16 protein-coding genes are annotated in these 12219 nt (G+C 64.8%); 9 read left to right on the top strand and 7 right to left on the bottom strand.

The window, feature by feature from the left end; genetic code table 11:
• Positions 1 to 54 precede the first annotated feature (54 nt).
• A complete protein-coding gene (locus QZL87_RS07105) occupies positions 55 to 798 on the bottom strand; it encodes a LuxR family transcriptional regulator (RefSeq protein ID WP_184100695.1) in 744 nt (247 codons plus the stop codon).
• Positions 799 to 1288: 490 nt separating this feature from the next.
• Here QZL87_RS07105 and QZL87_RS07100 point away from each other — a divergent pair, with 490 nt between their 5' ends.
• The 5 genes from QZL87_RS07100 (at position 1289) to QZL87_RS07080 (ending at position 4543) form a co-directional block, all read left to right on the top strand.
• Positions 1289 to 1756, top strand: a complete 468-nt coding sequence (locus QZL87_RS07100; protein ID WP_246427306.1) for a helix-turn-helix transcriptional regulator — start codon at positions 1289 to 1291, stop codon at positions 1754 to 1756.
• 58 nt (positions 1757 to 1814) lie between these two features.
• Positions 1815 to 2147 (top strand): hypothetical protein, encoded by a 333-nt coding sequence (locus QZL87_RS07095; RefSeq protein WP_184100691.1) that lies wholly within the window; start codon positions 1815 to 1817, stop codon positions 2145 to 2147.
• Positions 2148 to 2185: 38 nt separating this feature from the next.
• The gene (locus QZL87_RS07090; protein ID WP_184100689.1) at positions 2186 to 2662 is read left to right on the top strand and encodes a hypothetical protein; all 477 of its coding nucleotides are present in this window, start codon (positions 2186 to 2188) and stop codon (positions 2660 to 2662) included.
• Between the two features lie 92 nt (positions 2663 to 2754).
• Positions 2755 to 3597, top strand: a complete 843-nt coding sequence (locus QZL87_RS07085; protein WP_295325771.1) for a JAB domain-containing protein — start codon at positions 2755 to 2757, stop codon at positions 3595 to 3597.
• 187 nt (positions 3598 to 3784) lie between these two features.
• Positions 3785 to 4543 (top strand): DUF2285 domain-containing protein, encoded by a 759-nt coding sequence (locus QZL87_RS07080; RefSeq protein ID WP_184100686.1) that lies wholly within the window; start codon positions 3785 to 3787, stop codon positions 4541 to 4543.
• A 178-nt stretch (positions 4544 to 4721) separates the two neighbouring features.
• Here QZL87_RS07080 and QZL87_RS07075 read toward each other — a convergent pair whose 3' ends face one another.
• From QZL87_RS07075 to QZL87_RS07065, 3 genes are all read right to left on the bottom strand, one after another.
• Positions 4722 to 5582, bottom strand: a complete 861-nt coding sequence (locus tag QZL87_RS07075; RefSeq protein WP_184100685.1) for an NAD(P)-dependent oxidoreductase — start codon at positions 5580 to 5582, stop codon at positions 4722 to 4724.
• Positions 5583 to 5699: 117 nt separating this feature from the next.
• Complete coding sequence (locus QZL87_RS07070; RefSeq protein ID WP_184100684.1) at positions 5700 to 7208, bottom strand: acetyl-CoA acetyltransferase; 1509 nt, start codon at positions 7206 to 7208, stop codon at positions 5700 to 5702.
• A 60-nt stretch (positions 7209 to 7268) separates the two neighbouring features.
• On the bottom strand, positions 7269 to 8558 hold the full coding sequence (locus QZL87_RS07065; RefSeq protein WP_221235241.1) for a CoA transferase: 1290 nt from the start codon (positions 8556 to 8558) through the stop codon (positions 7269 to 7271).
• A gap of 148 nt (positions 8559 to 8706) precedes the next feature.
• Here QZL87_RS07065 and QZL87_RS07060 point away from each other — a divergent pair, with 148 nt between their 5' ends.
• Positions 8707 to 9606 carry a LysR family transcriptional regulator gene (locus QZL87_RS07060; protein WP_338113204.1) on the top strand — a complete coding sequence of 300 codons (900 nt, stop codon included), beginning with the start codon at positions 8707 to 8709 and terminating at the stop codon, positions 9604 to 9606.
• A gap of 250 nt (positions 9607 to 9856) precedes the next feature.
• Here QZL87_RS07060 and QZL87_RS07055 read toward each other — a convergent pair whose 3' ends face one another.
• Positions 9857 to 10150, bottom strand: coding sequence for a hypothetical protein (locus QZL87_RS07055; protein WP_184100681.1), 294 nt, complete (start codon positions 10148 to 10150; stop codon positions 9857 to 9859).
• Between the two features lie 127 nt (positions 10151 to 10277).
• Here QZL87_RS07055 and QZL87_RS07050 point away from each other — a divergent pair, with 127 nt between their 5' ends.
• From QZL87_RS07050 to QZL87_RS19250, 3 genes are all read left to right on the top strand, one after another.
• Complete coding sequence (locus tag QZL87_RS07050; RefSeq protein ID WP_184100680.1) at positions 10278 to 10568, top strand: ester cyclase; 291 nt, start codon at positions 10278 to 10280, stop codon at positions 10566 to 10568.
• Between the two features lie 77 nt (positions 10569 to 10645).
• A complete protein-coding gene (locus QZL87_RS07045; RefSeq protein WP_276569293.1) occupies positions 10646 to 10771 on the top strand; it encodes a hypothetical protein in 126 nt (41 codons plus the stop codon).
• Positions 10765 to 11220, top strand: a complete 456-nt coding sequence (locus QZL87_RS19250; protein ID WP_362989313.1) for an ester cyclase — start codon at positions 10765 to 10767, stop codon at positions 11218 to 11220. Before QZL87_RS07045 ends, QZL87_RS19250 begins: the two co-directional genes overlap by 7 nt.
• Here the strand turns inward: QZL87_RS19250 and QZL87_RS07040 are convergent.
• Both QZL87_RS07040 and QZL87_RS07035 read right to left on the bottom strand, forming a co-directional pair.
• Positions 11126 to 11644: an RES domain-containing protein gene (locus tag QZL87_RS07040; protein ID WP_184100676.1), complete on the bottom strand. Its 519-nt coding sequence runs from the start codon at positions 11642 to 11644 to the stop codon at positions 11126 to 11128. The two genes, QZL87_RS19250 and QZL87_RS07040, sit on opposite strands and share 95 nt — an antisense overlap.
• Complete coding sequence (locus QZL87_RS07035; RefSeq protein WP_221235240.1) at positions 11641 to 12093, bottom strand: antitoxin Xre/MbcA/ParS toxin-binding domain-containing protein; 453 nt, start codon at positions 12091 to 12093, stop codon at positions 11641 to 11643. The genes QZL87_RS07040 and QZL87_RS07035 overlap by 4 nt, the downstream gene beginning before the upstream one ends.
• Between the last annotated feature and the right edge of the window lie 126 nt (positions 12094 to 12219).

Raw genomic sequence — 12219 nt, 5'->3', positions numbered from 1 at the left:
CAGACCAATTGAACCGGAAAAATCGATTCCGCCATACCAAGAAAGGGGGGTGTTTCAGCCGCCGGCGACGTCGCTGAAGCAGATCGTCCCGTCGAACAATGCCCGGATTGCAAGGCTGACGCGGCTCCGGGCCGAATATCGCGCCCGCGCATTGCGCAGATGCTCGCTCACCGTATCAGTGCGCAGGTCCATGATCTGCGCGATCACGGAATCGGACTTGCCGCGCGCCACCCAGAGGAGGCATTCGATCTGTCGGTCCGTGAGGCGCGGCTGATCATTGGCCGGGACGAGGCCCGAGAGCTGACGCGCCGCCTCGAAGACAAAAGCGCCGATCGTCTGCGCGAACATCAACGCCTCCGGCGTGGCATATGTGCCCTTTTGCCAGGCGAAGGATACCGATCCGTGCGCGTCGCCCGGGACATGCGTGGGGATGGTGAGACCATCGTGGATGTCGTGCCGACGCGCCCGCGCCAATATCGCTTCGTCGCCGCGCCGCGGCCGCGAGAAGGTCTGCATGTCGTGCCAGAGGAACCCCGCGGCGCGGCGACGACTTGCGCGATGGACGGGATCACGGATGCCAAGGCGCTGTTCGTCGAACCAGCGCGCCCAATCCTGCGGATAATTGTGGATGCGCAGCCCCTTATCGGGGGCGGCCAGGAAGTCGACGTGATGGCTGAGCGCGAACCACGAGCATCCGAGCCGCGAGCAGGCCTCGTCGAGAATATCGATCAATGCGTCTTCGCTCGCGACCTTCAAGACTTCGGCCGCGAGTCGCTGCGCGGCATCGAGCGTAGGCATTTCGACCCTTGGCAATGCCGGCGGCGTTCTCGAACCAGCCTCTCCGGCATTGCTCCCTGTCCGGTGCCGATCCCCTCGCCTTCTCAAACGGCAGGGTCACCGCGGTGGCGCATCGATGCTGGTCGAAAACGATGCGGAGCAGATACAAGCTATAATGTGACAGAAATATTTCAAACTTATTCGGTAGTTAGTCTCAATTTGAGAGTTGTTGTTGCCGACCGAAGCGCATCCGGAACCGGCCTTTGCCGGAAACGCTACCCTGCGTGGCGATGGCGCAATTGCCCGGCGCGAAGAGCGCGGCCCGATGTCCGCGCGATGGAAGTCCGGAAGAGCCTCGCCGGCTGGACCGAAGGAAAGTTGATTTAACAAGGACTTCAATGTCAAACTGCTCTGGACCAGGAAACAGCCTCGCTGAAAGGGACGTGACAAAGCTTCTACGATGGACGGGTCGCAACCTTCCCCCAATGACGATCGACTGCGTTGGAACCGATTGACCGACAAGCAGCGGGCTTGTCTCGACCTGGTGCTGGAACGCAAGACGTCGAAGCAAATTGCACGCGAGCTCGGCATTTCGAAATATACGGTCGATCAGCGGATCACAAATGCCCGGGCCGCGCTCGGCGCGGCCGATCGGGACGAGGTGGCGCTGCGCTACGCGCGGCTGCGAAAGATATACCATCGGATCGCATACGATCCGGTAGAGGTTGTCGATCGGCCGACCCTCGTTGCATCCGACTTTCCAGACGGTGGCTATTCCGGCTTCGACGGGCTCGATGACAGCAGTTCGCTCCGGGATCGCCTTTCGGGAACGCACCCGCCGTCCGGGAAGATCTGGAGGCATGACCACCTGCCGGGCACAAGGCTGACGATCATCGCGACATTACTCGTCGCCCTGATCGTCTTCCTCCTCGGCAGCCTGGGCATCGCAGAGTCGCTGTCGCGCCTCATCTCCGGCTGAGCCTTCTCAATCCTGCCGAGTAACAGCCGGAGCATGCGCTTCCGGCAGAGGAGACGTCATGTCCGAGAATATCGATTTCACCGTTGCGAGGCTTCAGCAGCAAGTCCCTGCCGCGGAAACACGTATCGACGATGCGCTGATTGCCGTCGCGTCCCTGATGACGAGCGTCGTCGCCGCGCGCCGGGACACACCCGGCGTCGACGCCGTCCAGGGGCATGCGACGATCCAGCGCCTGGCAAAGGTCCAGACCGCACTTGTCGGCGCGAGCGGGGACGTCTTGCGCGTTCACGGCGACCTCGTCGGCATCGCACGCGAGAGCGCTGGCCTCGACCTTCACGAATGTCCGTCGCTTGCCGCTGCCGGACGGCATGCCGTTGCGGCCACGTCCTGAACATTGACCGGGGACCGCTCGCATGGTTTCTGATCGCGATGGTTCGGATCGCAATCTTCGTAACGATCTTGCTGGTGGTCCTCGTCTATGCCCTCAGGAGAGGCGGCGGTCCCGAGCGGGCCATGGCGTTGATATTGATTGCAATGGCGCTCGCAGACCAGATCCTGCATCTGTTTGTCCCGCCGCGCTTCTCCTCGATCGACGCGGGCCATCTGGCAATCGATATCGCTGCGGCAATCGCGACGCTGGTGCTGGCACTGACGGCCCATCGCTTCTGGCCGATGCCGGCGGCCGTTCTTCAGATCTTTCCTCTCATGGCCCATGTCGGCAAGGCGATGGAGATTTCGGTTCACCCGGTGGCGTACCAGACGATGCAGGTCGCTGCATCCTGGCTTCTGCCTCCCCTTCTCGCCCTCGCAACCTGGCGGCATCTCAGGCGGCTGCGCGCGAACGGGAACGATCGATCCTGGCGAGGCTGGTCGCGGCGATCGCGCCCGACGACTGCGACACGATAGCGAACAGACTTCTCGAAGAGTTCACAAGCCTGGGCCGGATCTGGTCGCAATCTCCCGAAAGGCTGACCCACTTTCTAGCGGGCTATCCAGGCTTGGCCTCGTTCCTCACCAATGTTCGCGACGCGATGCTCGAAGGAATGCGCTCCGATCTCAGAACGGTCCGGATTGATCCGCGCAACCCGCACCTCTGCCGGTATCTCATCGCGTCGATGGGCAGCCTGCCCGAGGAACGGCTGCGCGTCCTTTTTCTCGATCCAGCGCGCAGCCTGATCGCCGACGAGGAAGTTCAGCGCGGTTCGCTCGCGCAACTGGCGATCTATCCGCGGACCATCTTCAGGCGCGCGCTCGAACACAACGCCGCGTCGATCATTCTCGTCCACAACCACCCGAGCGGCGACCCGGCACCGAGCGCGGAAGACCTGAGCGCGACACGGCGTCTGGAAGAGGTCGGCCGAGCGCTCGACGTCGAAATTCTAGAACACATCATCGTGACGGGAACGCGAACCTATAATCTGATCGAGGGGTCGGCCCAGGTGCGACCGCGCGGAAAATTCCTGCCCTTCTTCCTGCGGAGCCATCCGGATCCCGCCGACGAGACGGATGCGCTCGCGCAGCGAAACGCCGAAACCGCCATGCGGCGGAGAATATTGCGCAGGCAGCTCCTCGGGAACCCCGAGCTGTTCGGCGAACCGGCCTGGGACATGCTCGTCGACCTGTTCATCCATCAGTCGCGAGGGCAGCCGCTGTCCATGTCCGCGCTCTGCATCACCGCGGCGATCCCGACGAGCAGCGCGATGAAGCTCATCCAGCGTCTGTGCGACGCCGGCATCCTCGAGCGGTCGCTGGACGCCCATGACGGCCGGCGCAGCCTCGTGAACCTCACACCAACCATCGCCCATCGCCTGCGCGCCTATTTTGCCGAAGGAGCCGAATAACGCGCGCATCGTGCGGTCCTTGCCCGATACGGGCATCCGCGCCCGTGGGTATCGCCCGGCTTCCCTTCCCGCGCCGCCCCCCTTGACGCCCCGATCAACTCCGCTCCCCGGCAGCCGCTGACGTCGGCTCTTTGTCGTCGCCTTGCCGCCGCATGAAAATATTGCGAAAATATTCCGGGTATATGCGATGATACGCGGGCCAGCGGCCGACTGGCGCTCGCCCCAGTCCTATGCCGAGTTACTGATTTCGGATCGGCGGGCCTTTGCGTGGGAATGGCTTCGCCGCAACAGCCGCTATCGAAGGCAATGGGAGGCCCGCGCCTTCGCTCCGAGCGGCTTCCTGGCCGATATCGGGCTGCTGGGCTGGATCGATCCAGCCCTTGCGACGCCTGCCGCGCGGCCAATCTGGAGCATCGAACGGGACCCGCGCGTGCTGCGCGGGAGGCCGGCCGCGAATGACAGCCCCGCCGATGACCTGTTCGATGTGCGCGAAGTCGCTGCCTTCGTGTCGGTCGAAATAGACGCGTCCGGCAACGAGCACTGGTTGCTCAGCGACGGCCATTGGGCCGTCCGCCTCGACTTGCACGACGGCACGCTCCTCGGCGGCCCGGTTCTTGTCGAGCACCGCATAACGGGTCTGCAGTCAGCCAGGCCGAAGCTAGAATCCCTGAAGCAATTCGTCGTTCTTGCCGAGAAAGGCCATCTTCCCGGGTCGATGATGCCCAAGGAACGCAGGGCGGCGCAGTGGATCATGGAGCTACGCGTTGGCGACGCCTTGCTGGCGGGCGCAAACCAGCAGGCCATCGCGCGCCAGCTCTGGGGCGACGCGATCGCGCCATCGCGCTGGCGCGTGGCAAGCGCGTCCTACCGCCTGCGGGTTCAGCGGCTCGTCAAGACCGCACAGCGATATCTGGCGGAACCGCTCGCGGGACCATGGTTCGACTAAGGCGGCTGGAAGGCCTGCTCGTCAACGCGCCCGACGTCCGGTCGCGGCTTGGGTCATCACGGTGCTGTCCGGCGACGTGATCAGGGGGCTTTGAATGTGCCCGGACTCTGCCGTGCCGGCTCGCCGCTCGCCCATGGCCAGGTATCGCCGACGTCGGCGGCACAGCGCGCCAGCGGCTTTACGCTTTCGCCGAAACCCGATCGCGCCAGCTGAAGCGCGGCCGATACCCGAGAACCGCTTTAGCCCGGTCCGACGAAAGGAGCGAGGCATGACCCTCGATCGCGCGGGTCGCCTCGATGCCGGGAAAATGATCGTCGAGAAGACGAGACGTTTCGACCGCCATCAGGCTGTCGTCGGCAGCGATCACCAGACGCTGATGCCCTTCGAAAGCCGCCTCGACCGCAAGACGGCAGGCCTCGCCTGCGTCTTCGGCATCCACATAGGCCCAGAGGTTCATCTTTCGCCAGGCGGGTTTCGCCTGAATGGCAGGAAGCTGTTCATAATCCTCGAGGGAATAGACGTTCGAGAAACGGAGCGACGCTATCGAAAGCCCCGGCGCCCAACGGCAGAAATTCCCGGCCATCGTTTCGCCAAGTTGCTTCGACAAGGCATAGGACCAGTTGGGGCGGTCGGGATGGCTTTCGTCGAGCGGGACCGACGCCGGAGGTTCGTCGAACGGCAGTCCGAAGATGGTTTCGCTCGATGCCCACACGATCCGCGAAATCCCAAGCCGGGCACAGGCGGAAAAAACATTGTAGGTGGAGATCGTATTGACCTCGAAGCTTCGCTGGTCGGTTGCGAGCCCCGGCATCGGTATGCCGGCGAGATGCACGACGGCGTCGGGAACTCCGCCCGTGATGTCGATCCCGGAGAACGCGCCCATCACCTGACCGAAGTCGGTACAGTCGGCGCGAAGCGACTGCGCGGCAGCGACCGGTCCCTGGACATCGAGACCCACGACACGGTGCCCTGCCTTGCGCAAGGCGGCAACGGCAGCCCGTCCGAGTTTTCCGGCGCTGCCCGTGACTATTACATACATGGCTGATGTCCTGCTAAATGCCGTTGACCGGTGGCGGCACGTCGACCTCAAGCCCGCCCTTGTCCGCTTTGGACAGCCAATCGCTCACAGCGACGCCCCGGCGGCACTACAAGCATATCAGGCAGGACTTGTCTGCCAGACCTGCCACCCATCGCTATCGATCGTGATATCGCCCGCACTGCCGACCGGCTCGGCAATACCGTCGGTCAGAAATGCCATCGCCGCAGCATCCTTCCCCGATATCATCGCCAGCGTGCGATCGCCATTGGGCGTGCGCGCGACGATCACACCCTGCTTCGGCGCACCGTCACGCTCGTAGAGCACGGAATAGGTTTCAATCGTGGCCGGCCCTTCATAGTCCTCGACGGTCCGGGGCACGGCTCCCCGCAGGGCGTCCGCCTCGTCCTGGAAGTCAAATTCGCCGGGATGGGCAGCGCCAGGGACCGGTTCGCGACCGAGGATGATGCTGTGGTTGTGCGTCGCAAAGCCACCGTTCGCGAAGAGCAGGCCGAAGCGTCCTTCGGCGCGGAGCGCTTCGACCATGCCGACAACCGCGTGGCTCATATAATTGCCGATCGGCCCGCCCCCGAAAGTAAGGCCGCCGAAAACCGTTGCCGGCCTGTCGACAGGCCAGTCGATGACGCGGCGCGCCATCTTCGGCACGCAGGGAAAGCAGCTGTAGAGTTCGACGAAATCGAGATCTGCGCTCGTCAGCCGGTTGACCGCCAGTGCGCGCCGAAGCGATACGATCATGCCGGGACTGCGGTCATAGCGATCGCGGCCCAGCGGATCGTCGGCTTCGTGGGCCGCGGCGCCCTGCCCCACATAGACGAGTTTCTCCTCGGCAACGCCGCGCCGCCGGGCTTCGCCGAGACTGGTTACCAGGAATCCCGCCCCCTGGTTGACCGACGAGTTGGCAACCATCAGCTTGGTATAGGGGTGCGCGATCGGACGATTTTCGGCGGTCGGCGTCCGCACCGTTTCGGGCGAGACCGGCTTGCGAAGCCATGCGCCCGGGTTGGCGGCGGCGACTTCGGAAAAGCGCGACCAGATCTCCGCGCTTTCGGCCTGCGCTTCGTCCAGCGATTGTCCATAAGCCGCACGCCCGGCATTTTCGTAAAGCGGGTAGACATCGACCGGCGCGGTGAGCCCGTATCGCTGCCGATAGCTCGGTGTCCGACGCGTCGAGGCGGCGCGCGAGGCATTCTGCGCCGAGACGTCGGTCCCGCGCGCGGCTGCGGCGCGCTGCGCGGCGGTGCGCAGGGCTTCGCCGCCCGCGATCGCCGCGATCCTGATCTCCCCGGCACCGATGCGATTGGCCGCTTCGTTCAGAAGCAGGATCGGACTGTCGCCGCTGGCGATCCGGGTCTTTTCGCAAATCCGCGGACGCGCCCCGAGACTGTCGGCGAGAGGCGCGGACAGATCGCCGAGTTCCCGGAACGAAATCTGGTCGACGATCGCAAGCGAATCGAGGTCGGCAAGCCATCCCCCGCCGGCATCGGCATCGGCCAGACGAAGCGCTGCAGCCATCAGTCCGAGGGGGTCGAGGCCTTCCCCGGGGTCGGCCGGCCGGTCGTTGATCTGGCCGACGCCGACAATGACGGGGATGCGTTCGGGATCGATCATGTGCTTAACCTTTCGGGAATTTTGCGGGCTTGCCAGCGAGGCCGGCATCCGGGCGCACCGTCACGCGGCATCCTCCGGCATGATGAACTGTTCGAGCGCGCCCTGTGCGATCAGCTGGTCGATGCGTGCATCGTCGAGCCCGAGAATGTCGCGAACGATTTCCGCCGTATGCTCGCCGGGCAAGGGCGCCGGAACCTCGGGCGGCGCGGGCATGCGCAGCGACCGCACCGGCGCCGTCTCCGCGAAATGCGGCTCGCCGCGATGCGGATGGGTCACGCTGCGGAAGGAACCGCGTTCGACATAATAATCGAATTCGGGAAGCTCGGACACGCGCAGCATCGCGCCCGCCGGGACCCCCGCCGCCTGGAGCGCTTCCATTGCCGCGCGCGGGTCCTGTTCCGCGAGCCACGCCCCGATTTCCTCGCCGCCGGTCACCGACAGCATCGCCTGCCGGTCGGCCTCGCCGCGCAGCGAAACGACGCACCATTCATCGTCGCCCGCGCAGCGATAGAGAGCGGACGCCCCTTCGGCTTCCTCGCCCGTCACCGCGACGCCTGCCCGTTCGAGCACGCGGCGCGCGATCTTCGCCGCCATATGGCTGAGCATGACTTCCGACTGGCTTATCGCGATCGACCCGCCGATGCCTGTGCGCAGCCGCCGCACGAGCAGCGCGAGCGTGGCGATCGCCCCGATGCGGGCCGCGACATGATCGGGATAGACGGTGATCGCATCGGAGAAGCTGTCGGCCTCGCCGGGATAACGCCATTGCATGGTGAGCCCCGACGAGGCCCGGACGAGCGGCCCATATCCCATGCGCCGGCTCCACGGCCCGGTCGGGCCGAACGCCGAACTGTCGACGACGATGATCCCCGGATTGAACGCCTTGAGACTGTCATAGTCGAGCCCGAACAGCGCGCTCTGGGGGCCCTTGAGCACCTCAACGCGCGCGATATTGTTGAGCTCGGTGGCGACGCTGCCGAGAAAGGGCTGATAGACGCCGTCGATATAGACCGGAACCAGCGACTCATCGCCCGCCGAGACGCCGCGCGTTCCCAGTCCGCGGATCGTCGGCTGCGGCGAGAAGGAAGATTGGGTGAAGTTGAGGCTCGGCGTGATCTGCGTCAGATCGTTGGTCGAGCTGATCCCTGCGCTTTGCAGCGCGTCGCCCGAAAAAGCCGAGATAGCGATAGGGACATCCTGCAACCGTTCCTCGCGGCGCTGCGCGCTGACGATGATGTCCCCATCGCCGGCATCCTGAACAGCCTCCGCCGGAGGCACTTCCGCGGCCGGCGCGCTCTGCGCGTGCGCGGCGGTGGTGCCGAACGCGGCAGCCCAGACAAATGCATGCACGGAAATATTCGAAATCTTCACGGACCTCTCCCTCATGGCGTCCGTTCTTGGTGACGGACATCGAGCGTCAAACTGCCAGCCGATGAGGGATTGATCATCTGCGATATCGGGAGCTATCTATCACAAAACGTGATAGGTGATCTTCGCCATGCTCGATTTGCGACAGATGCTCATTTTCATGACGATCGCCGACAAGCGGTCGTTCACGCGCACCGCCGAGGCGTTGGGCATGGCCCAGTCGGCGGTCTCGCAGCATCTGAAGCGGCTCGAGGACCAGCTCGGGCTGACCCTGCTCGACCGCAATTCGCGCTCGGTTGCCCTTTCTCCCGCCGGGGAAGCCATGTTGCCCCATGCCCACGCGCTGCTCGCAAGCGAGAAGGCGATGATGGCGGCGGCGCGCGCCATCCAGGCCAAGTCCGAAGCCGTGGTCCGGATCGGTGCCTACAGCTTCGCTGCCGAGCAGCGGATGGACGCGATCGACGCCTTCCAGAAGCGCTATCCCGAGCCGCAGCTCGAAATCGTCTACGGCACGCGGACCGAGCTGATGGCCAAGCTCAGGGAGGGCGAGCTCGACGTCTTCTTCTCGCTGTCGGCGCCGGGCGTCGTCGAAGCCGATCTCGACATGACGCATGTCGTTCGCCGTTACTGCCATGTCGCGGTTCCGGCGGGGCATCGCCTTGCCGGGCGCGAGCGCCTTTCGATCGACGATCTCGCCGGCGAGAGCCTTGCCATCTCGCCCGGCAACCAGGATTCGCCGGTGGTGTCGCAGGTCTATGCCGGTCTGCGCGCGCACGGCGTCCAGCTGGTTCTGGCGCCCGAAGCCGATCGCCGCGCCATCGCGCGCTTCGCTCACTCGCGCGGGCTGCCGCACCTCATATGGGAGACGCAGGAAAGACCGGGCCACAACGCCGACGACGAAGACGTCTATCCGCTGATGGGCGAGGCACCGGTGATCGATACGGTGGTCTACAGCCGGCCCGGCGACCGGCGGCGCTGGGTGCGCTTGCTCATCGCCGCTTTCGCATCGCGCAAGCGCGCCGCCGCCTAACGTGAGCAGTCGACGTCCCGGCCCGCACCCGGCGGATCCTGGCTGCGACGCAGTGCGCATCTTGTCCGGCAGCCGTCAGGATCGAATGCCCCTCTTCAATGCTCGCGACTGACGCGCCGCGGCGGGCCGTTCCGCCGCGAGACGTTGACGAAATCGAGCCGCGCAGCGATCGGATCGGGCCTGACTTCCCGCGCGCCATTGGCATTGAAGATCATGATATCGTCGCCGCGTGATCAACCGATCCCTGCTGTCAGCGGTCCGGGTTTGACGCCGGGCTGTTGGTCGTCCGGAGCACCGGCCGGCGGTTTTGCAGGTCGCGATGTTCTGCTGCCTCAGCGGCCGCCTTGCCTCCGCCCGCGAATTTGATCGCGTGCAAGTCCGTCAAACAGCCAGCGACTTGCGTCCAGAAGTCGGCCTCGGAATATTCGCCGTCTTTGCGAAGCGCCTGCGCCTTCTTCGTAATGAACTCGGGCGCGCGATCACCATATTGACGTTCCGCTGCCATCGCCTGACCCAAAAGATCGTGGTCGGCCTTTGCTCCCATCCTTGCGACTCCGATTATGTTTGACGAAGCCTAGCACAAGCTGCGCAAGCTGCAAAAAACAACGGCCTTGCTCCGCCGGGCGGGCCCGTTAGCGGACAGGTAGCTTTCGCAGACGGAAGGAAGAAAAGTGAAACCTTTCCTGCCATCTCCGCCGATTTCCGTTGAGCTGCAGGCTTCAATCCTGCATCAGTTGCTCGCGAATAGCGTCAAGCGTCCACTCACGGCCGAGAAAGCTATTGACGATTTCACCCCCGATATCCACTGGCAGCGCGTCGATGGTGACGTCGTGACGACGTACAAGACTTATTGCGGCACGCACCAGGGCGACTTCCTCGGCATCGCCGGGACCGGCACCAAGGTGAGCTTCGAGACGGTCGACGCAATGCGTGTCGTCGATGGGACGATCCGCGAGCATTAGGGCGTCGCCAACCTCTATTCGGTCCTGCAGCAGATCGGCGTCATCGCGCGCTGCCGCAGAGCTGAGGGGGTATGGTCATGAAAACCCTGCCCCTCCTGATCGCCGCGGCGCTGCTGACGGCTGCTCCTCTCCCCGCGCACGCGCAGGTCGAAACGCCCCCGGCGGTGCCCGCCGCCCCGGCACGCGCCGTGCTGCTCTGGTAGATGCGTTCGCGCAGGGCCACCCCGAGCTGCTCGACCGGCTGCTTGCGCCGACTTGGGTCGATATCCCCTCGCCGCCCACGGCTCCGCCGGGACCCGAGGCGGCGAAGCAGACGCTCGTCAAACTGCGTACGGCCTTTCCCGACTTCGACATCCGGGTCGAGGATGTGATCCGCGACAGCAACAAGGTTGTCGTCCGCTCGACGATCACCGGCACGCAAAAGGCCGCCTGGCTCGGCCCGCCAGCAACCGGACGTACGATGCGTATCCAGGCGGTCGATATCCACGAGTTCGAGGGCGGACAGGTCGTGCGCACCTGGCACACCGAGGACTGGATGACCGCAAGCCCACTCTTCGCTATTCCCAACTACGCTGATTTTTCGGCAACCGTCCCTCAGGATCATGGACCGCCACTCGCGCCGGCAAGCGGGCTCCCCACTGCCACAGGATGAGATTATCGTTCCCTGCGCCCGCACTATGAGCGAAGCTCGGCGCGAGCATTCCGACAAAACCCTCGCCGCGCAGCCGATCAGCAAGCAGCCAGGAAGGCGCCTCGGTCCCCGCCCGCAGGTAGACCAGCCAGCCGCACGCCATCTCGTCGAGCGAGACGCCGAGCACCGCCCGCGCCTCCTCGGTCCGCAAATCCGCCACCGGCTCGCAGTCGACATCATATTCGACCATGGTGAGCGGGCTCAGCCGATTGGCAAACCCCTGCGTGCATTCTCCGATCGCGGTCATCACGTCGAGCGACATATAGAGCGCGGCTTCCCCCTTGCGGTTGAAGCGCCCGCCGGTTTTCGCCGCCCCCTCGCCCGACAAGGGCGAGAAGGACCAGCGCGGGTCATGCCCGCGAAAGCAGCGGCCGGTAAATCTCAAGCAAAGCCGCCGAGCGCCAGATGATCGAGATAGTCGCGCACGGCGCCCGCCTCCCCCGATTTCACAAGCGCCTCGGCGGTACGGCCGTCGAGCGCCGGGATCGGCTCAGCGCGATACCAGGCCAGCGCCTGCGTATCACTCCCGGCCCATTCGCGGACGCGCTCGAGGATCTCGAGCATCTCACGCACCCGCGTCTGCGCGCGCGGCCCGTCGCGGCGCCCGGCCTTGCTGATCGTCGCAGCGGCGAGCCCGACGGTGTCGGCAAGCTGACCCTTGGTCAGCCGATAGGCGTCCACGACCTGATCGAAGTCGACATTGCCCTTGGGATCGATGAAATGGGTCATGAAGCCGGTCGTCTGAAAGGCGCCCGACTTGGCCGAACGACGCACCCCCGCGCGCCGCGCCGGTGCCGCGGCTGCTTTCCCACCTCCGATTGCCTGTGCGACCATGTCCCATTCTCCGTCCAATTCAGGGGCATTATATGGGACATATCCAGCACCATTGCAAGATGGTCCGGCCGCAGCACCGCGCGGGAGCCCCAGGGAAAGGCCCTGGAATTCAGAAGATATATCCCA

It is taken from the genome of uncultured Sphingopyxis sp. (genome assembly GCF_900078365.1).
Classification (GTDB): Bacteria; Pseudomonadota; Alphaproteobacteria; order Sphingomonadales; family Sphingomonadaceae; genus Sphingopyxis.
This window is presented reverse-complemented; position numbering and strand designations above follow the sequence as displayed.